The organism is Streptomyces bicolor (assembly GCF_000719285.1).
GTDB classification, from domain to species: Bacteria; Actinomycetota; Actinomycetes; order Streptomycetales; family Streptomycetaceae; genus Streptomyces; species Streptomyces bicolor.
In genome coordinates this window covers 24,083-49,892 of the sequence record NZ_JOFS01000018.1, presented here as the reverse complement: position 1 = coordinate 49,892, position 25,810 = coordinate 24,083, and the positions used below count along the sequence as shown (strand labels likewise).

Below are 25,810 nucleotides of genomic sequence, written 5' to 3'. Positions count from 1 at the left end.
TGTCAGTGCCGGGCCTTACGGTTCTGGCATGGAGCGAACCTCAGGTGCAGGGGTGCAGGCCTATTACGCCGAGTCGGCGGAGCGGCTCGGGCGCGTCTACGAGAGCATTTCGTTCGAGTCGGTGCATGAGGCGCTGCTGGATCTCCTTCCGGACGCGCCCGCACGGGCGCTGGACGTAGGCGCGGGGACCGGACGTGACGCGGCTGCGCTCGCGGAGCGCGGCTTCTCGGTCGATGCGGTGGAACCGGTGGCGGAGTTGCGTCGGGTGGCCGCACGGCTTCACGCGGACGCGGGGGTGACCTGGCGAGAGGGCGAGCTCCCGGACCTCCGTAGTGTCCGGGGACCGTACGACGTCGTCCTGTTGTCCGCCGTGTGGATGCACCTCCCGCCGGAGGAGCGTCCGGTCGCGATGCGGCGCCTGGCCGGGCTGCTCGCTCCGGGCGGCACGTTGCTGATCACGCTGCGCCGTGGCGAACCCCCCGCGGACCGGCGCATGTTCGACATCCCGCCGGAGGAGGTCGCCGGCCATGGGGCGGAGGCGGGGCTGACGCTCCTGCGGATCGTGGACGAGGGAGCCGATCGGCTCGGCCGGGAAGCCGTGCGCTGGAACTCCGTGGCACTGCGGAGGAAACAGGGATGAGCGCGAGCAGCGCCTTCTACGCGCAGGATGCCTCCGCGCGTACCTCCTGGCGGCTGGCCGTGCTCATGGGCGCGAACTCCCGGACGTACAAGTTCGCGCTCGGGGCGGCGGTGCTCGACGCGGCCGGACGCGGGCAACGGGAGATCCCGCTCGCCGAACTCGCGGCTCCGTACGCGCTGGAGCTGGCGCGTCGTCTCGGCGACGCACCCCAGGCTCCGGAGGGCGCGGCCCTGCGTGACTCGGACTTCCTGACCATCGCCAAGGAGGAGCGCGCCGGGACACTGGAGGCAGGGCAGCCGACCGAACGACTGCTCGAGGCCGCAACCCGGTCCATGCCGGCCATGGTCATGCAGAAGTTCCACAACCTGCGGGGCGGCATCCAGGTACCCCACCGCTTCTTCGAGCTGACGGGCGACTCACGGAAACGCGTGGTGCGTCTCACCGGCGACGCTCTGCGTATCGCGCGATCCGAACAGGCTGTCGGCCTGCAGGCGGAACTCGACGCTCGGTGGAGCATCGTCGAGAGCTCCTTCGCCGCGGGCGTGGGGCGCAGCCTCATCGAGGACGGCGTCGCCGTCGACTGGGACTCGCTCAGACTCACCGACAAGAAACGGCGCCGCTCCGTCACCAAGGTCGCGGACGCGCTCATCGGGTTCCAGCACGGCCGCTGCCTCATATGCGACGAGGTCGTCTCCCCGGAGCAGACGGTTGCGGTCGATCACGTCTTCCCCTTCGCCCTCATGCGGCGCCTGCACAGCGTGCGGGCCTGGGCCGGTCCCGACCTCGACGCGCTGTGGAACCTCGCCCCCGCCCACGCCGCCTGCAACGGCGGCAAGAGCGACCGCCTGCCCTTCCCTGTGGAGGTGCACCGGCTGGCCCTGCGCAACGAGGCGATCATGGACTCTCCACACCCGCTGAGGAAGACCCTGCAGCTGAGCCTCCGGCAGGCGCTCGGTGGCCGACGGAGCACGTCCTGGCCCGAGTTCCTCCAGGCCGTGCGGGATCTCGCCATCTGAACTCGGAAGTCACCGGCCCGGCCGTGGGTACGCCCGCCAGGGTCACGCTGAACGGGGTGGTCAGCCCCTACGCTGAGCCCATGGCACCGAACATCGCGACGAACACGCGCGTCTCGCTCGAAGAGTTGCTGGACTTCGTACGGCCCCGGCATCGGGCCATCCTGCTCACCCGGCGGGCCGACGGCAGCCCGCAGGCCTCGCCGCTGACCTGTGGGGTCGACGATTCGGGGCGGATCGTGGTGTCCACGTACCCCGAGCGGGCCAAGACGCGGAACGCGAAGCGGGATGCGCGGGTGAGTGTCCTGGTCATCAGTGATGACTGGAACGGGCCCTGGGTGCAGATCGACGGGACGGCCGAAGTCATCGACTCGCCGGAGTCCGTGGAACCGCTGGTCGAGTACTACCGCAACATCGCCGGGGAGCATCCGGACTGGGACGAGTACCGGGAGGCGATGGTGAAGCAGGGGAAGTCGATCATTCGGGTCACGCCGGAGAAGTGGGGGCCGGTGGCTACCGGTGGGTTCCCCGCGCGGCTGGTTGAGGGCGACTGAGCGCGCCGCTCAAGGGGCGCTCCGCGCCACCATCGCCTCGATGCCCGCCACCAGCAGGTCCAGGGCGAACTCGAAGTCCCGTTGCCACATCTCCTCTACTGTGTCGCCGCCTCGGGCCTCCATGAGCTCCGCCGACTCCTGGACGATGTCGGCGGCTTCGGGGGACTGCGTCACGGTGCTCATGGCGTGGCGGAAGTAGTCGTCGGGGGTCATACCGAAGGCCGCGCTGCGGGCGATGAAATGGCCCTCGATCGTGCCGAAGCCGTACACGAACTGGAAGACGGCGGAGATGGCGGCCACCAGGCCGTGCGCGGGCAGCCTGGTCTTGCGGATGATCTGCTGCACGAGGCGGGAGAAGGCGAGGCTGTTCGGGCCGATGTTGACGTAGGTGCCGATCAGCGGCGACAGCCACGGGTGGCGGACCAGCAGGTCGCGGTACATGCGGGCCAGCGCGCGGAGCTGGTCCCGCCAGTCCTCGTCCGCCTCCGCGTCGGGCAGCGTCAGCTCGCCGAACGCGGCGTCCAGGGCGAGTTCGAGGAGGTCGTCCTTGGTGTCGACGTACCAGTAGACGGACATCGCGGTCACGTTCAGCTCGGCCGCCAGCCGCCGCATGGAGAACTTGGCCAGCCCCTCGGCGTCCAGCAGCCGGACGGTGGCCGCGGTGATGCGGTCGCGGTCGAGGCCGGAGGGTTGCCCACCGCCGCGTCCACCTCGACGCTCCTTGCCCTCCAGCCAAACGCTGGTCCGCGCGGACTGCCGGGCTGCCCTGGCCATGGCGCACCTTCCTCGACTCCGTGAACTGATCAAGATGCTAGGCGGCAACGTCCCCAAAGGGGCGCGCACCGAACGACCCGAGCTCCTAGGTCCTAGGCGAACTCTGCCCGCTCAGCCCGCCGCAACAACGCCGCCGCGACCAACCCGCCGGCCAGCACAGCCACGGCACCGACCAACTGGCTGGTCTCCAGGCCGGAGGCAAACGCGTCCATGATCCGCCCCTTCTCGGCCTCGCCGTCCGCCGACGCCAGCGCCGCAGGCAACGAACTCGCCGCCACCGGAATCAGCGCCGCGAACCGGGAGTTGAGGACCGCCCCGAGCACGGCGACGCCGAGGCCGTTTCCGAACTCGGCCAGCGTCCCGTTGATCCCGGCGCCCACCCCCGCCTTCTCCGGAGGTATCGCACTCATGATCGCGTGCGCCATCGCCGGGTTGGCGATCGCACAGCCGACCCCGATCAGCACCAACCCGAGCAGCGTCCCGGCGTAACCGCCGGAGGCCAGCGTCGCGATGGACACCAGGCCCAGCGACATCATCACCATGCCCAGCGCGATGGACACGGGCATGCCCAGCTTCGCCGTCCACCTGGCCGACAGTCCCGAGAAGTTCAGCACGACCACCGTCAGGGCCAGCGGAGCCGTCCGCAGGCCGGCTTCCAGTGGGCCGTATCCGAGTACGAACTGCAGATGCTGGGTGAGCAGGAACAGCGCGCCGCCCATCCCGAAGACGATCAGTACGGCACCCGCGACCGCGCCCGTGAAGCGGCGGTCCTTGAAGAAGTGCATGTCGAGCATGGGGTACGGGACACGCGTCTCCCAGTACGCGAAGGCGGCCAGGACCGATACCGCCACCGCCGCGATGAGCAGCACCCGGCCCGACGTCCAGCCGTGCCCGGGGCCGGAGATGATCGCGTACACCAGCGAGCTCATGCCGATCGTGGAGAGCAGCGCGCCGAACAGGTCCGGGCGGTCGCCTCGCGGGTTCTTCGACTCGGGGACCAGGGCTACGACCGCCACCAGGCCCAGCCCCACCACCGGCAGGTTGATCAGGAAGATCGCGCCCCACCAGAAGTGGTCGAGCATGAAGCCGCCGACCAGCGGGCCGGCCGCGAAGCCGAGGGCGTTCACCGCGCTCCAGATGCCGATCGCTTTCGGCTGCTCCTCGGAGGAGAAGATCTGCATCGCCACGGCCAGGGTCGTGGTCAGCAGGAGCGCGCCGCCCACGCCCATGCCGGCCCGCGCGGCGATCAACTGGCCGGTCGTATCCGCCAGTCCGGCCACCAGCGAGCCCACGCCGAACAGGGCCAGGCCCGCCAGCAGCATCTTCTTGCGGCCGTAGCGGTCGGCGGCGCTGCCCGCCGTGAGGAGCAGGCCGGACTGGACGAGCGAGTACGCGTTGATCATCCACTGGATGTCGGAGGTGGCCGCGTCCAGCTCGCGGGTGAGCGAGGGGATGGCCACGTTCAGGACGGTGTTGTCGAGCAGCACGGTGAGCTGGGCGAGACAGATGACGCCGAGGATCAGCCAGCGTTGGGGGTGGCCGCCCGGCGACTGGGGCTGCGGCTGGGCCGGGGCCTGTTCCTGGGGGGACGTCGTCATGTTGTACACCGTAGAACACTTCCTATACGGCGTACAACGGAGTTTGCGGAGGCATGAGAGAAGGGGCGGTGGCTTCGAGCCACCGCCCCTTCGGAACAGACCTCAGCGGAGTCCCTCGACAGAGACCGTCAGCTGTCGCTCCTCGGCTGCGTCAGGTCGTAGAACGTGGTGCCGTCGACCGTCACCGACTCGAAGTTCTCTTGGACCCAGGAGCCGATCTGCGAGGACGTGCCGTTGCTGCTGCCGCCCATGCCGCCACCGCTGCCGCCGGCGATGAAGTAGTGGATCTTGCCGTCCTCCACGTACTTCTTGAACTCGGCCAGCGTCGGGGACGGGTCGGTGCCATTGAAGCCGCCGATCGCCATGACCGGGTCGCCGGTGGAGAGCTGGTAACTCGCGGCGTTCTGGGCGCCGATGGCCGCGGCGACCCAGGTGTAGTCACCCACGTTCTTCTCCAGCAGTTCCTTGGCCTCGTCGCTGACGCCGGCGCCGTTGAGCAGGCCGCCCATGCCGCCACCGCCACGCATGCCGCCGCCGTCGCCGGCCTGACCACCGCCGGGCATGCCGAACTGCTGGTTCTGGCCCTGACCCTGCTGGTTCTGCTGGTTCTGCCGGCCTTGCTGGTTCTGGCCGGGCATGCCGCCCCCACCGGGACCGCCGCCCATGCCGCCGCCACCGGGGCCGCCACGGCCGCCCGAGACCGCGGGGCCCGCGGTGACGATCGAGCCGGTGTGGCCCTCTTTCACCGTGGTGAGGGTGTACGCGGTCGGGCCGGCCAGCGCGGCCGCGAGGCCCAACCCGACGACGCCCATGGTCAGTTGGCGGCCGAGCTTCGAGGCGAAGATCAGGCCCAGTGCGGCCACCAGGCCGCCGACCAGCACGACCCACTTCAGCCAGGGCAGGTAGTCGGAGGAGCGGTTGAGCAGGACGTACCCCCAGACCGCGGTGGCCGTCATCGCGCCGGCCAGGGTGAGCGACGCCCACGCCTTGTCGCGCTTGTCCCAGAGCAGCGCCGCACCCATGCCGATCAGCGGGGCGATGTAGGGGGCGAGGGCCACCGTGTAGTACTCGTGGAAGATGCCCTGCATGTAGCTGAAGACCACCACGGTGATCAGCAGCGAGCCACCCCAGACCAGGAACGAACCGCGCGTCACCGAGGTGCGCTTCGCCTTGCGCGTGGCCACCAGGCCCCCGACCAGCAGGATCAGCGCGGCCGGGATCAGCCAGGAGATCTGGCCGCCGATGCTGGAGCTGAACAGCCGGTCCCAGCCGGTCTCGCCCCAGTTGCCGCCGCCGTTGCCGCCACCGCCGCCGACGCTGCCGGTCTCCTCGCCGTTGAGCCGGCCGAGGCCGTTGTAGCCGAAGGTCAGTTCAAGGAAGGAGTTGTTCTGCGAGCCGCCGATGTAGGGGCGGGAGGAGGCGGGCCACAGTTCGACGATCGCGACCCACCAGCCGCCGGAGACGACGATCGCGGCGAGGCCCGCGGCGAGCTGGCCGATCCGCTTCTTCACCGTCACCGGGGCGCAGACGCCGTAGACGAGTGCGAGCGCGGGGAGGATCAGGAAGGCCTGCAGTGTCTTGGCGAGGAACGCGAAGCCGATCGCGACACCGGCCCACACCAGCCACCTGGTACGGCCGTCCTCCAGACCCCGGATGACGAAGTAGCAGGCCATGGCCATCAGCAGGGCCAGCATCGCGTCCGGGTTGTTGAACCGGAACATCAGCGCCGCGACGGGGGTGAGCGCGAGCACGGCGCCCGCGATCAGACCGGCCGCGGGGCTGAAGCGACGGCGCACGGCCGCGTGGACCACGGCCACCGTGCCGACGCCCATGAGGACCTCGGGGAGCAGGATCGCCCACGAGCTGAGGCCGAAGAGACGGACCGACAGGGCCATCGGCCACAGGGAGGCCGGGGGCTTGTCGACGGTGATGGCGCCCGCCGCGTCCAGCGAGCCGAAGAAGAAGGCCTTCCAGGACTGGCTGCCGGCCTGGACGGCCGCCGAGTAGAAGGAGTTGGCGTAGCCGGAGGCGCTCAGGTTGTAGAGGTAGAGGAGGAGGGTGGCGAGCAGCAGGCCGAGAAAGGCCGGGCGGGCCCAGCGCGGGTCCTCGGGGCGGCCGCGCCACAGCCGTCGTACGAAGGGCTGCTTGGGTTCACCCGAGTCGGGCGCCGGTGCGGCCGGCGTGGGGGCCTGGGGTGGGCCCCAGGTGGCGGCACTCGTGCCTCTGTCGTCGGTCGCCGGGGTCGTCGTCTGGTCGTAGTGGATGGTCATCGGGAGTCCCTCGAGTCGATGTCGTGCGGGCGCACCGGCTGGAGTTGCACGGTGGTGTCCCGCCAGGTGCCGTCCGCGGCTTCACGGGCGCGGAACTGTGCGGTTTCGTACGGGTATCGGGGCGCGCCCTGCGCCACCGGGCGCTGCGGGAGCGGGCCGTAGTGGGCGTCGGGCTGCCCGGCCATGGAGTAGGTCGGCGAGGACGGGTTGTGGGCCGGCACGTGCGAGGCGACGACCGTCGAGTCGGCGTCGCGGCGGTCCGGGAACACCCACGCCCGGAAGAGCAGGAAGCGCAGCACGGTCGCGGCGAGGTTGGCGGCGATCAGGACCGCGAGTTCTGTGGAGTGCGCGGGGTCGCTGCTGGCCGTGTTCAGGGCGGCGAGCGAACCACTGGTGAGGGCGAGTCCGATACCGAAGACGACCAGGCCCTGCGCCTGGTGCCGTACGGCACCGCCGCAGCCGCGCACTCCGAAGGTGAGGCGCCGGTTGGCCGCCGTGTTGGCGATCGCGGAGACCAGCAGGGCGAGCGCGTTGGCGATCTGGGAGCCGGTGAAGACGCGGAAGCCGCTGTAGAGGAGCAGGTAGAAGAGGGTGGACAGGCCGCCGACGACACAGAAGCCGACGAGCTGGCGGGCCAGGCCCTTGGGTACGTCCTTGATCTCGCGGTCGCGCGGGTCGTCACCGAAGGGACGGGCGAGCCGGTCGAGTGGGAGCGAGCCTCCGGCCAGGGCCTTGCCGACCCGCCACACGCCCTTGAGGTCGTCGGTCGCCGTCTTCACGATGTGGACGGTCGAGTCGGGGTCGTCGACCCAGTCGACCGGGACCTCGTGGATACGGAGTCCCGCGCGCTCGGCGAGCACGAGCATCTCGGTGTCGAAGAACCAGCCGGTGTCCTCGACGAGGGGCAGGAGCACCTGCGCGACATCCCGCCGTATGGCCTTGAAACCGCACTGGGCGTCCGAGAAGCGGGCCTGGAGCGAGCCGCGGAGTATGAGGTTGTACGCGCGGCTGATGAACTCCCGCTTGGGTCCGCGGACGACACGGGAGCTCCGGGCGAGCCGGGAGCCGATCGCGAGGTCCGAATGACCGGAGATCAGCGGCGCCACCAGCGGGAGCAGGGCGTTGAGGTCGGTGGACAGGTCCACGTCCATGTAGGCGAGGACCGGGGCATCCGAGGCGGACCAGACGGTCCGCAGCGCCCGGCCGCGGCCCTTCTGCTCCAGCCGGAACGCCCTGACCTCCGGGAGCTCCGCCGCCAGCCGCCGCGACACCTGGGGAGTGGTGTCCGTCGACGCGTTGTCCGCGATCGTGATGCGGAACGCGTACGGGAACGTGCGCTTGAGGTGATCATGCAGTCTCAGCACACACGGCTGAAGGTCCTTCTCCTCGTTGTAGACGGGGATCACTACGTCCAGGACAGGCGTACCGGCGTCGCCGGCCGGGAGGTGCTCCCGCGCCGGCAGGGTGCCGGGAGAAGAGTCGGTTCGCATGACACCGACTTTCGTCAGGCGCCCTGTTCCGCCCATGTGGTGACGCTGTGCTGTGCCTGTGAGTGCTGTTGCCAGCTCATTTCGGGGCTCGGCGGGGCCGGGAGCGCAGGCAGCTGCACGGTGAAGACGGTGCGTCCGGGCACGCTGTCGACGGTCACGGCACCGCCGTGCGCGGTGGCCACGGCCTGAACGATAGCGAGGCCGAGGCCGGTCGAGCCGGAGGAACGGGAGCGCGAGGAGTCGCCGCGCGCGAACCGTTCGAAGACGTGCGGGAGCAGGTCTTGCGGGATGCCCTGCCCGTTGTCCTCCACGTCCACGCACAGCCAAGGGCCCCGCCGTTGAACACGGGCAGTGACCGTCGTACCGGGTGGTGTGTGGTTGCGTGCGTTGCCGAGCAGATTGACGAGGACCTGTTGGAGCCGGGCCGCGTCCGCAGAGACGAGCGCGGGCTCGTCGGGCAGGTCGAGGCGCCAGTTGTGGTCCATGCCGGCCGCGCGGGCGTCGCTGATGGTGTCCACGACGAGCGGGATGAGGTCGGTCTGCTCGAACTGGAGGGGCCGTCCGGCATCCAGCCGGGCGAGCAGCAGCAGATCCTCCACGAGGAGGGTCATACGCCCGGCCTCGGACTCGATACGGCCGAGGGCGTGCTTGGTGTCCGGCCCGACCTCTTCTCTCCCGCGCCGGGTCAGCTCGGCGTACCCGCGGATGGAGGCGAGCGGCGTACGCAGCTCATGGCTGGCGTCGGCCACGAACTGGCGTACCCGCATCTCGCTCTGCTGACGGGAGTGCAGGGCGCCGTGGACGTGGTCCAGCATGCGGTTGAGCGCGGCGCCGACCTGGCCGACCTCGGTGTGCGGGTCGGTTTCGCTCTCGGGGACGCGCTCGCTGAGGTTGACCTCGCCGGTGTGGAGGGGGAGTTCGGAGACCCGGGTGGCGGTGGCGGCGACTCGGCGTAGGGGGCGGGTGGCTACGCCGACGATCACCGTGCCGGCGATGCCGGCGGCTACGAGGGCGGCGGCGGTGACGCTGACCTCGATGAGCATGAGGGTGTTGAGTGTGCCGGTGACTTCCTCGGTGGGGATGGCGACGTAATAGCTGCCGTTGTCGCCCGTCTTGTACTCGACGCGGTACTCGCCGAGGGAACCGAGGTCGACGGTGTCCTTCTTGCCGTCCTGGGAGACACCGTTGAGCGCCTCGATCTCGGCCTCGGTGAGGTCGTTGGGCACTCTCCCGCTGTAGTCCGTGCTGTTCTCGGGGTCCTTCTCACCGATCTTGGCGTCGGTGATGCTGCCGTTCTGCACCTTGGCGATGATCGTGCCCGACGGCTGCGGACCGCGCGTGACGAAGTCCTCGAGGTTGAAGGTCGGACGCTGCTTGGTGACCGCGCCGCTCGAGTTGAGGTCGCCGCCGGGAGGCCCACCGAAGCCGACCGCCCGACCGACGGCCTCGGTCAGCTTGTCGTCCAACTGGTCGTACAGATGGGACCGCAGCGCAAGTGTCGTCACCGTACCGATCACCGCACACACCACGGCGATCAGCACCACGGACGCGACGACGAGCCGCGTCCGCAGGGTGCGCGGCTGCCCCGCCCGCCTCTGCCGCTTCTGCGCACGCGGTCGTCGCCGCCCGCTCATGACGCCGCGGGCTTGATCAGATAACCGGCACCACGCCGGGTGTGGATCATCGGCTCGCGACCGGCGTCGATCTTCCGGCGCAGATAGGAGATGTAGAGCTCGACGACATTGGCCTGCCCGCCGAAGTCGTACGACCACACCCGGTCAAGTATCTGGGCCTTGCTGAGCACGCGCCGCGGATTCCGCATCAGGAACCGCAGCAGCTCGAACTCGGTGGCGGTGAGGTGGATGTGCTCCCCGGCCCGAGAGACTTCGTGGCTGTCCTCGTCGAGGGTGAGGTCGCCGACGACGAGCACGGAGTCCGACCGCCGGTCGGCGGCACCGGAACGCCGAATGAGCCCGCGCAGCCGGGCGACGACCTCTTCCAGGCTGAACGGCTTGGTGACGTAGTCGTCGCCACCGGCCGTGAGCCCGGCGATACGGTCCTCGACCGCGTCCTTGGCGGTCAGGAACAGCACCGGCACGTCCGGCAGCTCACGCCGCAGCCGCCCGAGGACGGTCAGCCCGTCCATGTCCGGCAGCATCATGTCCAGCACGACGGCGTCGGGCCGAAAGTCCCGCGCGGTCTGGATGGCACCCGTGCCATCCCCCGCACTCCGGATCTGCCATCCCTCATAGCGCAGGGCCATGGACAGCAGTTCGGTGATCGACAGCTCGTCGTCCACCACAAGCACTCGGACGGGGCTCCCGTCCGGCCTCAGCAGTTCGGTGCGCCCCTGGGGCGAGGTCGTGGTCATGCTGGAAACACTGTCGGGGCCCTCTTAGAACACGCTTTCCGCAACCTGTGAATCTCCTGAGAAACGCACAGGAGACTCTTAGGGGGTGCCTGGGTGGTCGATACGGAAGAACCCACCGGTCCGCTAGGGGCGCATAGGCCCCTAGCACCGCAACGGCGACGATGAGAACACGCACAGCCACCGCGCCATCGCGCCCGTCCCCCTGTCAGGCAGCCGTACTGCCAACCATGAGGATCTTGATGGCGATGCTGCTCCCGTCGATCTCGTAGGTGGCCCTGTACACGCCGACGCGCAGCCGCCTCAGGTTGGTGGTGCCGAGCTTGCTGCTCGTGGTGGGTTCAGGGTCGTTAGCAAGGGTGTTGATCGCCTTGACGAGGGGTTTCACCGCGTCGCCGTCACGAGCCCGGAGTCGTTTGAGTCCTTCGGAGGCCGCCCGTTCCCAGATGATCGTGTAGCTCAACAGGCCTCGGCTCCGGTCACGATGGCGTCGATCTCGGACTGGGTGGACGTCGGACCGCCGGCGGCTCTTGCGAACAGAGACACGGCCACGTCGGCGAAGTCGATCGCCTGCTCGCGTGCGTCCGCATCAGGGGCGGCGTCGGCGAGTGCCTGGGTCCACCAGTGGTTGAGGAATGCCTCGAAGCCGCCGGAGTCCGCGAGGGCGCCCAGTTCGGTGTAGAAGTCGGCGCGGTGATCGAGGCGCAGGGCGGATCCGATGCCGTCGACCGTGCGCTCCACGACACTGCCCGCGAACCCGGTGGCTTCCCGAGCCGCGGCCACCGCGTTCTGCCAATCGCCTGCCATCCGCGTCTCCTTTCGCCGTGCGGCCAAGGTACCCGCCCGGCACCTTCTGAGACGGCTCAGCACGCTATGCATCAAGGCTCCCCGTGATGTCGAGTTCCGCCCAGACGATCTTGCCCACGGTGAGTTTCTCGACCGCCCACCGATCGGCGTACGCATGGACGAGGAGGAGCCCGCGGCCGAACTGGTCGTCGGGGTCGGCGTTGCGGGTGGCCGGAAGCCGTTCGCCTCTCGGGTCACTGACCGCGACACGGAGCGCCTTGCCGGTGAGGGACGTCTCGACACGGAAGAGACGGTCCCTGAGGCAGCCGTGCAGTAAGGCGTTGGTGCACAACTCGCTTGCCAGTAGGGAGGCGGCGTCGGCGAGGCCGGGGTGGCCCCAGTCGAGGGCGAGTTGGGCGACGTGTCTGCGGGCGACGGGGATGTTGCGGGGGTACGGGGTGTAGCTGGCGGTGTCGTAGCGGTCGTAGGCCTTGGGGAGTGGGGGAGGGCAGGAGTCGGTCACGGGGTCCTCCGGAGGGCGTTGGGTTGGGGTGGCTCCGCCGCGCGGGAAGCACGGTGCACTTCCGCTAACTGGTGCCGCTTAGTGGGCGATTGCGTACTGACCGTAGCGACGACTCAACTAGGATCGCAAGCAGTCCCAGGGAAATAAATCCCCACGGGTGCTTGCCGTGCCGCTACGGCGCCCTGCACACTGACCGCGAACCGGGAGGTAATCCGACGTGACCGCAGGCCAGTTCACTCGCGGCAACCGCGTATCTACCGTCCTCGCCCGCAAGCTCGGCGGCGAGCTGCTGCAGTTGCGCGACGCGGCCGGCCTCACGCAGCCGCAGGCCGCGGAGGCTCTGTCCGCGACCGCGGCCAAGGTCGCCAAGATGGAGCGCGGTTGGGTGCCCTTCCGTGACCCGGACATCCGGATTCTGTGCGATCGGTACGGCGTGACCGACTCGAAGGCCGTAGAACGGCTGCTGAGCCTCGCTAAGACCGACCGCGAGCGCCGCAAGGCCAAGGGGTGGTGGAACCAGTACCCCGAGCTGCGCTCACTCGTGGAGTACGTAGCGCTGGAGGACATCGCGACCGGCGTCCGCACGTGGCAGGGAGCCTTCGTACCAGGCCTGTTGCAGACGCCCGACTACGCCCGGGCCCTCGCGATCGGCAACGCCGACTGGGACGACCCGGACGAGATCGAGCGCTTTGTCGAGGCGAAGATCGCGCGACAGGCCCGGCTGACAGACGCGAGCCCCGTCAACCTCTGGGCTGTTGTGGGCGAGGGGGCACTGCGCCAGTTGGTAGGCGGTCGTGAGGTCATGCGTGGGCAACTTGCGCACCTTGTCGAGGCGTCCCGCCTGCCCAACATCAAGCTTCAGGTGGTCCCGTTCCTCGCGGGCTCCCACCCCGGGATGACCAGCGCCTTCAGCGTCGTATCTTTCGCGGAACCCGGCGCAATGGACGTGGTCTACATGGACACCACCTCGTCTACCCTGTGGCTGGAGAGCGAGGCCGACGCCGCACGTCACAACACGAAGTTCGAACGGATCGCCAGGGCCGGGCTCGCTCTTCGCGATTCCGTCGACCTGATCGAACGCATCCGCAAGGAGCTGTGAGCCGTGCCGAACTTCGAGTTCGTGAAGTCCAGTTACAGCAGCGGCAACGGCGAGTGCGTCGAAGTCGCCCGCAACATCCCCGGCACCGTCGCCGTCCGAGACTCCAAGGACACGGACGCACCGATACTCCAGCTCATACCCGGCACCTGGACGGCCTTCCTTCGCCTGGTCTCACAGCACCGCTGAAGCGCCATTGGACGCCGTTGCTTGCAGCCGGCCGACGTCTGGCAAGCTCACCCCATGTGGCGTGACCTGATCCTAGGGGGGCATCGGATGTCGAGCTCGGCCCTCCGGGAAGCGACGACATCCTGGTGGGAGTCGACCAGGCACTCGGTCAGGCGCTTCCCGACGATCTCGCGGAGTTGTTGCGCGAGTGCAACGGGGTGACCCATCGGGGCATGGACGTGATCTGGCCTGCTGAGCAGATCGCGGCGGACAACGCAGCATTCCGCACTTCAAGAGATTTCGCGGACCTGTACATGCCGTTCGAGCCGCTGATGTTCTTCGGCTGCAACGGGGGAGGCGATCAGTTCGCTTTCATCCGCACTCCCGCACGGGACGAGGTCTTCGTCTGGGACCACGAAACCGACAGCAGGTACCTGGCGACATACAGCTTGGAGCAGTACTTGCACCGAGCCTTGCGAGAGGCTAGCGACTGGTACAGGTAGGGGCGACGCCAAGGCGGTGGCATCCCCCTCCCCCCGGGGAGGGCGAAGGGCCGTCCAACAGCCTCCGACAGGAAGCAGGCCAACCGACCTGACGCACAACCCGCCGCGTTCTGGCCTGCGTGGCAGGCCTATCGAAAGGGGATGTTGAGCCAGGGGCTGCCGGGGTCCGACATCAGGATCCGGTGGACGGTGACCATGTCCTCGTACCAGCTGCCGAACTTCTCGTTGTCGAACTGCAGGCAGCGGCCGAGGATGAATGCGGCGGAGAAGTCCTGCCAGGACTCGTAGCAGCGGGCCGCGCTGTAGCCAGCTTCGACGACAGCGGCCTCGGTCTCCGGCAGGGCGCAGTAGCGAGTGCTCAGCCCCCACCGCGCCATACACGACGCCCGACCGAGGTCCCAGGCGTCGGCAGAAGTGACGTACTGGCCCTCGCCGAGAATTCCGTCGGCCCGCATGCGGGCCTCGTAGCGGGTGATCCGGCCGATGAGGTGCTGGACGCCCTTGACCCGCGCCTCGATCTCCGCCTCGGGAACGTGCGCGGTCTTGGTGACGCCGTCGGGGGTGAGGACCGTCTCGCCCTCCGTCCGCCTGCGCAGAACCCGGGCGGCAGCCTCGCGCCAGTAGCCGGTCTCGACATAGCCGCCGAAGTCACGGGCGATGGTGCGGCGCAGACCGAGGACGAACTCCCAGACCTGGTTGGCGCCGTCGGTGGCCAGCAGGGCACGTTGTTGTTCCTGCCACTCCCGATGGCTGGTGATGCCCCACGAATTGCGCAACATCTGGCGTTCGGCGGGATAGCCCTGGCCGTGGTAGGCCATGGCGTTCCAGGGCAGGCCCTGGTGGACAATGAGGTGGGCACCGCAGGCCAGCCCATGGGCCACGGATCCTTGCAGCGGGCCGCCCACGCGCAGGGTTCGCAGTTCCGCTCGGCCCGAGGGGCCGCCTGTCCGCTCGGTGTACTGGGCCCACGCGGCGGAGTGCGGCGGCGCAGAGGGCAGGAACGCCTCACACGGAGTACCGGGATTGACGACGATCATCGGTGGGTCAGCGGGTTGCCAGACCTCAGCGAACCAGGCTAGGACGTTCCAGTCGAACACTCGGTGCGGTTCTGGCACCGGAAGCATGCCCTCGGTGTACACCGCCCAGACCCTCTCACCGGCCACGCGCGGGTCGAAGTCGAACATAGGACAGAGCTCATTGCGCTTGGCATCCACCTTGGCCCGGTTTATTGCGAAGTACAGCCGATTCCGCGCAAGCGTCGCGAAGTAGGCCGGCCAGTCCTCACGGGACTTGGCTTCGTAAAGCGTCTGCTCGACTTCGCTCGGTGGAGTCCAGGAGGAAGGCGTGGGAGGCCCGAAGCCAGCGGGCGGTGGACCGAACGACACGAATATCTACCTCTTTATGCCCACTGGAAGTGGCTTCTTTTTGTTTACAGCTCAGGAGGCGAGCGACGCGACGACAAGCCGTTCCTCGTGATCGAGAACCATCACCCATTTATGCGTCTTGGTGTAACCAATGACATCAAGATCGTCCATGCCTGGATCCACAGGTCTTCAATTTGATCGAGCAATGCACTGTATGCGACTTTCGCAGCCATGCCGTCTGCGGTCCACGCGACGAGAACCTCTTGGCCAGCATCCTCGACTTTTGAACGCAAGGCGTTACTCAAGTCATCCGTATCAAGTTCCCAGACGTCTAGAGAGGATTCCACCTTCCTGCGGAGCTCGATTAGCCCCGCAAAGGACCACTCGGCAGCTGGAGGAATTCATTGAATCTTTCCGAGCTTGCGCCAGGACCCATTGATGCCAGTGTTTCCTTGAGATTTGGAGGCATTCAACACCCCTTTACGCGATCTCGCGGGAGAATTTCCCTAGTTCTCTTCGGCGATATTTCATGGCTGCCCTGCCATGACACCCAGCCGATATACCGTTGGCCGGGTGACGATGGCGTAGAAGCGGGAGTCGATCTCCTGCGAAGCGCCGGTGCTGGGGCCTGTGTAGTCTTGCGTTCGATCTGGTCAGGGCGTGCAGGTTGTGGTGGTCTCAGGTGAGGGTGACGACTGCATCCGCGAGGATCAGTCCTCCATGATCGGAGATTCTTGAAGGCGCCGGATGATCAACTCAAGATCCGTTTGCGCCCTGGCGCAGAATTCCTGATCATTGATGTTGATCGAGTGGACGACATTCGCGAATGCGGGATCTTCAAGCCCGTGAGCTTCCCTCACAATCCGGGATGGCAAGAGAAGCCAATTTCTTCGCGTCCTGTCGAGCGTCCATTCAACTTGGGTACTCAACCCGTTTACAGCGTCTTCTATGAGCTGAGCAACCTTTTCTTGGGGCGACTCATAACGCCACCCCATGTACGGCACCTGCGAGTATCCATATACAGGATGGGTCTCTGCGGACAAAGAAAACCATGCAAGCTCTCCGAATCTACTGAGCACACGCATAGCCTGCACACTTCGAGTAGACACATCAATACCTCTCCACGTATCACCAGAGAGGGCCCGAGTACCCTCCATTTTGAACTACGAGCTTCTTACCAGGATTCAACAGTCGAATGGCCCGCTCGTAGTCGCCATACGGAATCGGGTCCGATCTCATTGCCGGGTCATACACATATCGACCATCTGCGTAGACGTCATGGTAGCGGTACTCCGTCACTACCTGACCCGAATTTTCAGGAATGTTAATTACTGGGTCATCCTTGATGGTGAAATTGACAATCTTCCCTTGCCCTCCAGTCTCGCGGAGAATGTACTCGGCGATCTCTGAGCAGTCGATATTTCCGCCGATTGGTGCTGAACGCATAGCATCCGTCGCCGTTCCATCCGGAGGAAAGCTCGGATTCGGCTCCCTGAAATCGAAGATCCCACGAGCATTTTCACCAGGTGGACAATCTGGCGCAAGCCCGAGTGAATCGGATCGCGTGTGGGGGTTGCACACGTAGATGGCCGGGTTCGGGGCAGGTACCAGGCCCAACGGGTCCTGTGCGATATAGCGCGCGGTTTCCGGGTCGTAGTACCGAAAGTAGTTGTAGTGGAGGCCAGTTTCGGGGTCGTAGTACTGACCGGGGAAACGGAGAGGGGTGTAGGTGGTGCTGTTCGCGCCCCAGGCAGTAGTCCCCCACAGGGTGCTCCGCATGCTCCAGGCGAGATCGCCCTGTTCGTCGATCAGTTCGCTGGGTGTCCCGACGAGGTCCGTGATGATGGCGAAGAAGCGGGAGTCGATCTCGTCCTGTGAGGCGTCGGCTGCGGCTATGCGTTCCGTCTGGGAGATCGGGCTCAGGCCTCGGTGGTCCCAGGTGAGGGTGACCGGGTGGGGCAGGTCGGCAGACGACGTGGTCTGTTCGCAGAGAGTGGTGCCGTCCCAGGTGAACGTCACCCGCTCGATGACCGTTTCGCCGTCGTCGGCGAGGCGGAGTTTGGCCGTGCGGCGGCCCAAGGGGTCGTAGGTGTAGCGCCAGCGGGTGCCGTCGGGTGTGGTCACCGCGGTGAGGCGGTCCTCGGTGTCCCATTCGTAGCGCCAGGTGTCCGGCTTGCGGGACAGGCGGGTCTTCTGGCGGAGTGTGATGCGGCCGAGGGCGTCGTGTTCGTAGCGGATGTTGCCCGCGCGGGTGATGCGGGTGCCCACGTAGTCGCGTGTGCCTACCGCCTCCTGGCCAGGGTGGTTGGCCGGCCAGGAGGCCTGTGTCTGGTTGCCCGCCTCGTCGTAGGCGTACCGCTCCGTCCAGTTCACCGCGTGCACAGCCGTCACCCGGCCTGCCGCGTCCAGGTCGAAGCGGCGGGAGCCGGACAGGTGGTCGTCGATGCCGGTCAGGTTGCCGTCGGCTCGGTAGGTGTACGACCGGGACTGAACCGTGCGCTCGCCCGCGCCGGTCACCGTCTGGGACGTCAGGCGGCCGAGTTCGTCGAAGGCGTGCTGGAGGGTGACCGTCTCGCCGATGTGGCGGGTCAGTTCGCGGCCTGCCGCGTCGTAGGTGAAGTCGATGGCGCGGCCCGACGCCACCATGCCGGTGCGCCGGCCTGCCGCATCGTACGACCACGTCGTCGTCGCGCCGGTCGGAGTCGTACGGCCTGTTCGGCGGCTCATCTCGTCGTAGGCGTACGTCAGTTCACGGCCGTCTACCGTCTCCGATCGCACCCGTCCGACGCCGTCCCGCAGCACCGTCAGCGTCGTGCCGTCCGGGCTCGTGGCCTGGGCCAGCTGGTCGGTCGTGTCGTATGCGTACGTGGTGAGCCGGCCCGCCGCGTCCTTGCGGGTCACCCTGCCCAGTTCGTCACGTTCGAAGGTCACGGCCTCGCCGAGCGCGTTGGCACGGGCGGTCAAGCGACTTGCGGCGTCGTAGGTGTAGGTGAGCGTACGGTCGTCGAAGTCCGTCTCCGCCACCAGGCGGCCGGCCGCGTCGTACTCGTAACTCCAGGTTAGGCCCTGTGGGTTCGTGACCTTCGTCAGGTGGAGTTCGGTGTCGTGGGCGAACTCGTAGCGGACGCCGTCCGGGCCCGTGCGGGCCGACATCAGGTCGAAGTGGGTGTATTCGTAGCGGGAGACGGCGCCCATGGCGTCGGTGTGGCTGGTGCAGTTGCCTTCGCCGTCGTAGGTCCAGTATTCCGTGGTGCCGTCGGGTGCGGTGCGGCGGGACGGGCGGCCCTCCACCGTCCATTCCAGGCGAGTCACCGAGCCCATGGGATCCGTGATCGTCGTCGGGCGGCCGAAGGCGTCGCGTTCGTAGCGGGTCACTGCGCCCAGCGGGTCCGTGATCTCCAGGGGGAGGCCTGCCGAGTTGCAGCGGACCGTCGTCGTCGCGCCTGTCGCGTCCGTGACCGTCGCCAGGTGGCCGAGGTCGTCGTAGGTGAAGTGGGTCGTGGTTCCGGACGCGTCGGTTACGGCCGTGCGGTTGCCGAACTCGTCGAACTGCTGGGTGACATGCGTGCCGTCGGGGCCGGCTATGGAGACGGGGAGGCCCTGGTCGTTGTAGCCGATGCTGGTGTAGCGGCCGTCGGGGCGGACCGCCAGCACTGTGCGGCCTGCCTCGTCGTATGCGTAGCCGATCGTGCGGTCCAGGGGGTCGGTGATCGTCAGCGGGCGGTCGTAGTGGTCGTACGAGGTGTGGGTCGTGGCGCCGTCGGGGCCGGTCTCGGCGATCACCTGGAGGTCGCTGTTGACCTGGTAGTGGGTGCTGTGGCCCAGGGAGTTGGTCGCGGTGATCGTGCGGAGACCGGTGGCCGGGTCGATGTCGCCGTAGAGGAAGGTGTTGCGTAGGTGGCCCGCGTCGCCCGACTGGGAGGTGCAGCGGCCCTCGTCGTCGTAGACGTAGTGGTACGACGAGTTGTTCGTGTCGGTCCACGCGGTGATGCGGCCCAGACCGTCGTTGGTGAAGCGGGTCGGGATGCCGGAGGAGTTCGTCACCGCCGACAGGTGGCCCTGGTCGTCGTAGCCGAAGCGGACCAGGTCGATGTCGCGGCCGTCGGGAGCCCCGTCGGCAGCCGCCTCGGCCAGGCGCAGGGCGGTTATTCGGTCCCCGGTCGTCTCGATCTTGAGGTGGTAGCCCGCCGAGTGCACGATCGCCGTCGGGGCGCCGCCCTCGTGGTCGTACTCGAAGGTCAGCCACTGGCCGGAGCGGTCGGTGATCTGTTCCAGGAGGGCGATGCCGTTGCCGTCGCCGCCCGGGGCCGCGAAGTACCAGGTGCGGCCGGAGGCGGGGTCGGTGACGGTGTAGTCGCCGTAGGCGTCGATGGTCAGGGGGTAGGGGGCACCGGCCAGGGGCAGGGTGGGCACGCCGGGCGCGGGATGCGGGTAGGCCAGGAGCGAGCCGTCCTCGCGGATGCAGATGACACCCTCGGCGTCGATCTCCAGGCGCTGGTCGGCGGTGGAGGTCCACCTCGGCCCGAACCAGCGGCCGGCCTCGTACGACGACTCGAACTGGCGGGTGAAGACCAGCGGCAACTTCGCAGGCAGGGTCACATCCGTCTGCGGCAATGACATCCGGCCAGTGGCCATGTCGATGGGATCGCCGCCGAACAGCTTGCACCACAGTTGCCTGGCGGTGTTGCGGATCGATGAGGTCACGCCATCGCGGGCCCCTACCGTCGCCGCACCCTTCGCAGCCCCCCGCGCCGCGCCACGCGCCGCACCCGTGGCACCCTTGCCGCCGATCAGGTTCGAGGCGAGGTAGCCCATCGCGTCGGCCGGGTCGTCACCCCAGCCGCTGCCGATGATGGCCTTGGGCAGGCGTTCGGGATGCGCGGCGGTGCTCACCAGGCCGGCCAGCACCATGTTGGCGTTCTTCTCCTACTCACCGGGGTGGGTGAGGTTGTACGGGTCATACGGGTTGACCATGCGGACCAGCTGAACCGCGTCCGCGGCGCCCTTGAGAAGACCACCCACGACGTGGGCCTGGTTCAGCGTGGTGCTTACGACGCCGTCCACGACATCGGCCTTCAGCCGTTCGGTGAACTCCGGCTTCGGCGGGGCCGTTTCCAGGGCCTCGGCCACCTTGCGCTGCGCGTCGCGGGCGGCATCGGTGCGCTGGCGGCGCGCCTCGGCCAGGATCTCCTCGGCGTCCCGTCGGCCCGCCTCACCGGGGTCGGCGAAGGCGCCCGGCTCGGTCGGTTTCGGGCCCGGGTCGCGTCCCGCCGAAGTGGCCGCGTTGTACTGATCGGCGGCCTGGTTGTACGCCTTCACCCGGGCGTTGTGCGCGTCCGTCGCCTTCTGGGTGGTCTCCTGGGCGCGACGGTAGGTGTCGATCGCCAGCTGCGCCTGCTGCTGCGCCCAGCGGACAGTGTCCGCGTACGTGCCCAGCGCCCCGGCCGCTGCTTCGCAGGCGTCGGCCGCCGTCAGCCATTGCTTGGGGTGCATGTCGAACTTCTCGCGGAAGGCGTCCGCCGCTTTGCCCTGCCAGCCGTCGCCGCCCAGCGCGCGCATGCCCTGACCGACGTTCTCGAACGCCCGGGAGAAGTCGCGCAGATGCTTCGACCGCGCCTCCAGCGCCTCCACACTGCCGTGGACCAGTTCCCTCGGGTCCTCGCTCTCCCCCAGCCCGCGCTCGGCGACATCGCCGCCCAGCCGGTTGCTCACCCCCTCGCCGAAGTCGCGCACGCCCTCGGCCGCACTGTCCGCACCGACCGCCGACAAGCCGTCCGCCGTCTTGTCCGCGGTCCAGTTGACGGCCTCTCCGACGTTCTCCGTCACCCCGTCGACGGCACTGTCCAGGCCGTCACTGAGGCCGTCGACGATGTCCCCCAGGCCCATCAGCGCTCACCCTTCCCGGACTCACCGGACTCACCGGACTCACCGGGCGCCCCCGACTCACCGGACTCCGCGGCCTGCGAAGGGCCGATCTGCTGCCATTCCGCCCGCGGATCGGAGGCCGCGCCCGGTATCACCGTTGACGTCCGAACGTCCTCGGCCGTCTGCGCCCAGGCCTGCCGGGCCGCCTCTTCGCCCTCCCGCATGGACTCCTCGCTGTAGTCCGCGTTCATGACGTGGGATACCGGGTTGTCCTTCAATGTCTCGGACCACGAACGCCCTTCGACCTCCTCCGGCGCCAGGCCCGGGTTGCCCATGGCCGACGTCCACACCCTCTTGAAGGTGTTCGAGGCGTACTGCTCCTGCTCGTGGTACAGCCCCGCCGACAGGTTCAGCCGACCCGCGAACTCATTGGCGTCCTGCACCAGCGAGTACACCCCCCAGCCCCACCGCTCGCAGAAGTCGGCGAAGACCTGGCGCAGCGCCGCGTCTCCCACCTCCAGACCCGCCAGCTCCAAGTCGTCGAAGCCGCGGCCCTGGCTCGCCTCGATGTCGAAGCCCAACTCCTGCAGCTCACCGATCGCCTGGTTGATGCCCCGCGTGATCCGCTCCAGCGCTTCCGGGTCGACCTGGTAGCCGTCGCCGCCGCTCACGAGCCCGCCGTCCCTTCCCCGTCCGTTTCCACCGCGCCCGGCGCCGCCGTGTCCAGAGCCACCGCGTCCAGCGCCACCGCGTCCAGCGCCACCGCGTCCGGAACGATGCCCGGCACCGGAGGCAGCACCATGCCCGTCGCGCTCCCCGCGTCCACCGCGATCCCGACCGGCCCGCCCGACTTCGCCACCCTCGGGACCACCTGATCCAGCAACCGAGCCCCGAAGACCGGCACCCCTTCGGGCACGGCCTCACCACGCGCCTGGGCAAAGCGCTCCAGCGCCGCCTCATCCGTGAACGCGAAGAGCCAGCGGATGCCGCCCATCTCGACCGACAGCACAGAGCCGTCCACCACCGGCACCAGCACCTCGCTGCGCCGGAACTCCCCTACGGCCGCACGCAGATCGCCCTGCCCGGTCTCCGCCAGCTCCGCCAACCTCGTCCGCAGCCGCGTCCGCAGATGCAAGGCATCGGCGCTCACGTCATCCCCCTGTTGAAACACTTCACCAGTCATCGCACAAGCGAACGATCACGCTACTTGGTTCAGTCCGCGGACTGCCAGCATTCGCGTGTCGGCCAGACTTGGCTGAGCTGGGACATCGTGATCCGTGGCCCGACGAGGACGCCGGTCAGAACAAGCCTTCCTGGATGCGCGTCTGCGACCTGAACTCCCGCAAGGGAAGCGACAGTTCTGCGTCGGCAGCAGGCACCAGCCCCCACCCCCGCATCAGCCGCGTGTCGACCACGACCACCCCGCCACCCGTCTCCAGATGCAGATCCGGCCCGGCGGCCGCCACCAGCCTCCCGCTCACCGCCCCGCCCGCGACCAGCTCGGTCACCTCCCCGACGGCCGCCGGGAGATCCGTGAGACCGAACGCCCCGGCGTGATCCACCGGTTGGCAGGACTCACGGGTGAGTGACTCCGGCCAGCCCTCCAGCGCGGCAGCCTTGGCGTGCAGGTCCTCCACCTCGGCCGCCCGTTCGGCCGCCGACGCCGGCAGCGCGGACCGCACCGCGCGCTTGTCGGCGTACGGAATCCGGTCGGGTACCCGCAACGCCGCGCGGAGCAGTTCCTCCGTGCGCCGGGCCGCCATCAGGGGGCCGGCGCCCAGCCAGCTGAAGCAGACCGCGCCCTGCTCCAGCAGCCGTGCCGAGCCGCGTTCAAGAGCGGTGATGCCGACCTTGGTCATCCCTGGGCCGAACCACGCCAGATATACGTGGTACGGGCGCGGATCGTCCGCGATCGTGTCGGCGGCCACCGAGTGCGCCCGGTCCAGCCGCGCACACTCCTCGCACCGCGCCCCCGTACTCCTCCCCGGCACGACCGCCCGTACCGGACACGCATGCCCCCGTGCCCCCACGCATGTCCGCACTCCTCCTTCCGCGACCCCGAAGGCCACCCGTTTCCCCCAGGTCAGCGCCGAGCGCCGCCCACCGTCCCACGCCAGTTCGGGGCCGTCCGCCGACCAGCGCAGCCCGTTGCATCTCCATGCCTGTGCCATCGCTCTTCGAGCGTAGGGTCTGCCACTGACAACGCCCGTCGAGTGACCGGATCGGCCGACTTCGCCTGGTTCAGCGCCCCGCCTCAGCGGCAGCCGGCTCGGGCTCCACACCCGCAGTAACCGCCCCGGACGCCCCCGTCACCGCCATCGCACCCGCACCCGCACCCGCACGCCGACCACGCCCCGCCAACCGGCATCCCCAGCACTCCGCATGCCCGTCCCGCGCGGTCAGGTCGCGCGCCCCCATCCGCCACGCGCCCCGCGGCCGGACGCCCGGCGGCTTGCCCCACCCGGCGAGGTGCAGTGCCCAGGTGACGAGGGCGCTCGCCGCCAGGATCCCGAGCCCGCCCAGTATCAGCACGCCCGAAACCAGGCATATCCCCGCTCCGAGCACAGTGGCGCCGACCGTCGCGATCCCGGTCCCGGTCCAACCCGCGACCGTGTGCCCCTCGTCATACTGGCTCATGTGCCTGCCTCCCTCTCGTAGGGCAGCGGAACTCACCCGTAGAACCCGACGAGCCCGATCGAGCCCGATCGAACCCGTGCCGAACCCGCACCGAACCCGTGTCGAAGTGACCCGAATTCCCTCACCGCGTGAGAAGTTTAGGCGCTAAATCTCTCGCAAGCTAAGGTAATCAGGAAGATGCCAGCCAAGCCGCGTCCCACAGCCAGCCCGGCCCAGGCACTGGAGGCGATGGACTCCCTCATCGCCGCCCACCTCCTCGGCCAGCAGGAGATGGCCCAGCGGCTGGGCCTGAACATCACCGACCTGCTCTGTTTCGCCTGCGTACTGAAAGCCGGCGACAACCTGCTCACGGCGGGCGACCTCGCGGCACACGCCCACGTCACGACCGGCGCGATGACCGGCATCATCAACCGCCTGGAACGCGCGGGCTTCGTCACCCGACGCCCGGACCCCACCGACCGCCGCCGCGTGCGCGTGGCCGCCGTGCCGTCCGCGGTCACCCGGGTCCAGGCTCTCTACGGCCCCTACTACGCCCGCCTGAACGACCTCTTCGCGTCCTACTCCGCCGACGAGATCGCCGTCCTCACGGACTGGTTCACTCGCACGACCGGACTCGCACAGACCTACATCGACGAACTCCGCGTACAGGACAAGGAGTGACCGGCGGGCCGATCAGCGCCCGCGAACCCGCTCGCCCTCCCGCGCGTCGTACTCCACCCGCGCCCGTTCAACCTCTCCCAGCTTCACGGACCACTCCGACAGCGCGGCGAACAACGGCGCGAGGCTGCGCCCCAGTTCGCTGATCTCGTACTCCACGCGCGGGGGCACCTCGGGGTGGTAGGTGCGTACGACCAACCCGTCCCGCTCCAACTGGCGCAGCCGCTGCGTCAGTACCTTCGGCGTGATGGTGGCGATACGGCGCTCCAGTTCGACGAAGCGCTGACGGCCGTACTCGTGGAGCGCCCACAGGATCGGGGTGGTCCAGCGGCTGAAGACGATGTCGACGACGGGGGCGATCGGGCAGGCGTTCTCAGGAGCGACGCCGTGCGGAACCCGCACCCCTGTGTCCTCGGTCACAATTACCCCCGCCCGCCAATACTTTCCTCTAGGTACCTACTACCCCCACAACAGTAGCGTCGCCGTACGAGACGAGACACGAGATCCGCACTCGGAACGGAGACCGATGATGATCGTGGTGACCGGAGCAACGGGCAATGTGGGACGGCCACTTGTGCGGGCCCTCGTGGACGCCGACGAGCAGGTGACGGCGGTCTCGCGCCGCATCTCCGCGCGGGATGTTTCGGTGGGGACCCGCCACCACCAGGCCGACCTGACCGAACCCGAGCGCCTGGCGCCCGCCCTCGACGGGGCCAAGGCCCTGTTCCTGCTGACGTCCGGTGAGTTCGTCGCGTCCGGCGGTGACCTCGCCCCTGTCCTGGATGCCGTACGGGAATCAGGCGTACGGCGAGTAGTGCTGCTGTCGTCCCAAGGGGTCGGCACCGGGGACCATCCCCCGGTCCTGGAGGACGCCGTCAGGGCATCGGGGCTGCAGTGGACGATGCTGCGCCCGGGCGGCTTTCACTCCAACACCGTTCAGTGGGCCGACATGATCCGCGCGCGACGGGAAGTGGCCGCGCCCTTCGGCGACGTCGGCCTGCCGACCGTCGATCCGGCCGACATCGCGGAGGTCGCCGCGCACGCGCTGCGCGAGCCCGGGCATGACGGGGAGGTCTACGAGCTGACCGGGCCGGCACCCGTCTCCCCTCGGCAGCAGACTGCCGCGATCGAGGGGGCGCTCGGCGAGCCCGTGCGGTTCGTCGAACTGACCCGCGCCGAGGCCCGGGAGCGCATGCTCGGGTTCATGCCCGAGCCGGTCGTCGAGAGCACGCTCGACATGCTGGGGGCTCCGTCGGCCGCGTTGCGGCGGGTGAGCCCGGACGTGGAGCGGCTGCTCGGGCGGCCTGCGCGGTCGTTCGCGGAGTGGGCGGGGCGCAGTGTGGGGGCGTTCAAGTAACGGGCGTTCAAGGAGCGGCGGTCGGCTCTGCCCGACCCCTCAGGGTGGAGCCTGCCCTACCTTCGATCCGGTAGACCACTCCATCGTTTCCACGGGCGGGCAACGGAATCGTTGGCCTCGGTTGATCCCGGCTGAAGCCGACTGAGG

Annotated in this window: 25 protein-coding genes; 8 read left to right on the top strand and 17 right to left on the bottom strand. The window is 68.5% G+C overall.

Annotated elements, in window-relative coordinates; all coding sequences use genetic code 11:
- Positions 1 to 28: 28 nt before the first annotated feature.
- From IF78_RS0123640 to IF78_RS0123630, 3 genes are all read left to right on the top strand, one after another.
- A complete protein-coding gene (locus tag IF78_RS0123640; protein WP_031484289.1) occupies positions 29 to 640 on the top strand; it encodes a class I SAM-dependent methyltransferase in 612 nt (203 codons plus the stop codon).
- Positions 637 to 1,656, top strand: coding sequence for an HNH endonuclease family protein (locus IF78_RS0123635; RefSeq protein ID WP_031484287.1), 1,020 nt, complete (start codon positions 637 to 639; stop codon positions 1,654 to 1,656). The genes IF78_RS0123640 and IF78_RS0123635 overlap by 4 nt, the downstream gene beginning before the upstream one ends.
- An 80-nt stretch (positions 1,657 to 1,736) precedes the next feature.
- The gene (locus IF78_RS0123630) at positions 1,737 to 2,207 is read left to right on the top strand and encodes a PPOX class F420-dependent oxidoreductase (protein ID WP_031484285.1); all 471 of its coding nucleotides are present in this window, start codon (positions 1,737 to 1,739) and stop codon (positions 2,205 to 2,207) included.
- A gap of 9 nt (positions 2,208 to 2,216) precedes the next feature.
- Here IF78_RS0123630 and IF78_RS0123625 read toward each other — a convergent pair whose 3' ends face one another.
- The 9 genes from IF78_RS0123625 to IF78_RS0123585 form a co-directional block, all read right to left on the bottom strand.
- Entirely contained in the window at positions 2,217 to 2,981 is a 765-nt protein-coding gene (locus IF78_RS0123625) for a TetR/AcrR family transcriptional regulator (protein WP_031484283.1), read from the bottom strand.
- Positions 2,982 to 3,073: 92 nt separating this feature from the next.
- Positions 3,074 to 4,579 (bottom strand): MFS transporter, encoded by a 1,506-nt coding sequence (locus IF78_RS0123620; protein WP_031484281.1) that lies wholly within the window; start codon positions 4,577 to 4,579, stop codon positions 3,074 to 3,076.
- A gap of 128 nt (positions 4,580 to 4,707) precedes the next feature.
- Positions 4,708 to 6,849, bottom strand: a complete 2,142-nt coding sequence (locus IF78_RS0123615) for an ArnT family glycosyltransferase (protein ID WP_031484279.1) — start codon at positions 6,847 to 6,849, stop codon at positions 4,708 to 4,710.
- Positions 6,846 to 8,339, bottom strand: a complete 1,494-nt coding sequence (locus tag IF78_RS0123610; RefSeq protein WP_031484277.1) for a bifunctional glycosyltransferase family 2/GtrA family protein — start codon at positions 8,337 to 8,339, stop codon at positions 6,846 to 6,848. Before IF78_RS0123610 ends, IF78_RS0123615 begins: the two co-directional genes overlap by 4 nt.
- Positions 8,340 to 8,353: 14 nt before the next feature.
- Positions 8,354 to 9,973, bottom strand: a complete 1,620-nt coding sequence (locus IF78_RS0123605) for a sensor histidine kinase (protein ID WP_031484274.1) — start codon at positions 9,971 to 9,973, stop codon at positions 8,354 to 8,356.
- Complete coding sequence (locus tag IF78_RS0123600) at positions 9,970 to 10,710, bottom strand: response regulator transcription factor (RefSeq protein WP_031484272.1); 741 nt, start codon at positions 10,708 to 10,710, stop codon at positions 9,970 to 9,972. The genes IF78_RS0123605 and IF78_RS0123600 overlap by 4 nt, the downstream gene beginning before the upstream one ends.
- Positions 10,711 to 10,915: 205 nt before the next feature.
- A complete protein-coding gene (locus tag IF78_RS0123595; RefSeq protein ID WP_031484270.1) occupies positions 10,916 to 11,170 on the bottom strand; it encodes a type II toxin-antitoxin system RelE family toxin in 255 nt (84 codons plus the stop codon).
- Positions 11,167 to 11,514 (bottom strand): hypothetical protein, encoded by a 348-nt coding sequence (locus IF78_RS0123590; protein ID WP_031484268.1) that lies wholly within the window; start codon positions 11,512 to 11,514, stop codon positions 11,167 to 11,169. The genes IF78_RS0123595 and IF78_RS0123590 overlap by 4 nt, the downstream gene beginning before the upstream one ends.
- Before the next feature lie 64 nt (positions 11,515 to 11,578).
- Positions 11,579 to 12,016 carry an ATP-binding protein gene (locus IF78_RS0123585; RefSeq protein WP_031484266.1) on the bottom strand — a complete coding sequence of 146 codons (438 nt, stop codon included), beginning with the start codon at positions 12,014 to 12,016 and terminating at the stop codon, positions 11,579 to 11,581.
- 217 nt (positions 12,017 to 12,233) lie between these two features.
- On the opposite strand from IF78_RS0123585, the gene IF78_RS0123580 reads away from it, so the two are divergent.
- The 3 genes from IF78_RS0123580 to IF78_RS43840 all read left to right on the top strand — a co-directional run bounded on the left by IF78_RS0123580 (position 12,234) and on the right by IF78_RS43840 (position 13,783).
- On the top strand, positions 12,234 to 13,115 hold the full coding sequence (locus IF78_RS0123580; protein ID WP_031484264.1) for a helix-turn-helix domain-containing protein: 882 nt from the start codon (positions 12,234 to 12,236) through the stop codon (positions 13,113 to 13,115).
- Positions 13,116 to 13,118: 3 nt separating this feature from the next.
- Positions 13,119 to 13,301 carry a DUF397 domain-containing protein gene (locus IF78_RS0123575; RefSeq protein WP_031484262.1) on the top strand — a complete coding sequence of 61 codons (183 nt, stop codon included), beginning with the start codon at positions 13,119 to 13,121 and terminating at the stop codon, positions 13,299 to 13,301.
- A gap of 125 nt (positions 13,302 to 13,426) precedes the next feature.
- Positions 13,427 to 13,783, top strand: coding sequence for an SMI1/KNR4 family protein (locus tag IF78_RS43840; protein ID WP_234439872.1), 357 nt, complete (start codon positions 13,427 to 13,429; stop codon positions 13,781 to 13,783).
- A 128-nt stretch (positions 13,784 to 13,911) separates the two neighbouring features.
- Here the strand turns inward: IF78_RS43840 and IF78_RS0123565 are convergent, their stop codons facing one another.
- The 7 genes from IF78_RS0123565 to IF78_RS43825 all read right to left on the bottom strand — a co-directional run bounded on the left by IF78_RS0123565 (position 13,912) and on the right by IF78_RS43825 (position 23,649).
- The gene (locus IF78_RS0123565) at positions 13,912 to 14,967 is read right to left on the bottom strand and encodes a DUF1266 domain-containing protein (RefSeq protein ID WP_324617286.1); all 1,056 of its coding nucleotides are present in this window, start codon (positions 14,965 to 14,967) and stop codon (positions 13,912 to 13,914) included.
- Positions 14,968 to 16,275: 1,308 nt separating this feature from the next.
- Positions 16,276 to 20,058, bottom strand: a complete 3,783-nt coding sequence (locus IF78_RS43835; RefSeq protein WP_234439871.1) for a DUF6531 domain-containing protein — start codon at positions 20,056 to 20,058, stop codon at positions 16,276 to 16,278.
- A gap of 15 nt (positions 20,059 to 20,073) precedes the next feature.
- Complete coding sequence (locus tag IF78_RS49775) at positions 20,074 to 21,033, bottom strand: putative T7SS-secreted protein (RefSeq protein ID WP_234439870.1); 960 nt, start codon at positions 21,031 to 21,033, stop codon at positions 20,074 to 20,076.
- A complete protein-coding gene (locus tag IF78_RS43830; protein WP_051828128.1) occupies positions 21,033 to 21,683 on the bottom strand; it encodes a hypothetical protein in 651 nt (216 codons plus the stop codon). The genes IF78_RS49775 and IF78_RS43830 overlap by 1 nt, the downstream gene beginning before the upstream one ends.
- The gene (locus IF78_RS0123545; RefSeq protein WP_234439869.1) at positions 21,680 to 22,162 is read right to left on the bottom strand and encodes an SseB family protein; all 483 of its coding nucleotides are present in this window, start codon (positions 22,160 to 22,162) and stop codon (positions 21,680 to 21,682) included. The genes IF78_RS43830 and IF78_RS0123545 overlap by 4 nt, the downstream gene beginning before the upstream one ends.
- A gap of 148 nt (positions 22,163 to 22,310) precedes the next feature.
- A complete protein-coding gene (locus tag IF78_RS0123540; RefSeq protein WP_078662552.1) occupies positions 22,311 to 23,183 on the bottom strand; it encodes a DUF2797 domain-containing protein in 873 nt (290 codons plus the stop codon).
- Positions 23,184 to 23,253: 70 nt separating this feature from the next.
- On the bottom strand, positions 23,254 to 23,649 hold the full coding sequence (locus IF78_RS43825) for an HGxxPAAW family protein (RefSeq protein ID WP_037641068.1): 396 nt from the start codon (positions 23,647 to 23,649) through the stop codon (positions 23,254 to 23,256).
- A gap of 177 nt (positions 23,650 to 23,826) precedes the next feature.
- Here IF78_RS43825 and IF78_RS0123530 point away from each other — a divergent pair, with 177 nt between their 5' ends.
- On the top strand, positions 23,827 to 24,309 hold the full coding sequence (locus tag IF78_RS0123530; protein WP_031484248.1) for a MarR family winged helix-turn-helix transcriptional regulator: 483 nt from the start codon (positions 23,827 to 23,829) through the stop codon (positions 24,307 to 24,309).
- 12 nt (positions 24,310 to 24,321) lie between these two features.
- On the opposite strand, the gene IF78_RS0123525 is transcribed toward IF78_RS0123530, so the two are convergent.
- Positions 24,322 to 24,726, bottom strand: coding sequence for a winged helix-turn-helix transcriptional regulator (locus tag IF78_RS0123525; RefSeq protein ID WP_051828126.1), 405 nt, complete (start codon positions 24,724 to 24,726; stop codon positions 24,322 to 24,324).
- Between the two features lie 109 nt (positions 24,727 to 24,835).
- Between IF78_RS0123525 and IF78_RS0123520 the strand changes: the two genes are divergently transcribed.
- Positions 24,836 to 25,663, top strand: a complete 828-nt coding sequence (locus IF78_RS0123520) for an NAD(P)H-binding protein (RefSeq protein ID WP_031484244.1) — start codon at positions 24,836 to 24,838, stop codon at positions 25,661 to 25,663.
- Positions 25,664 to 25,810: the final 147 nt, after the last annotated feature.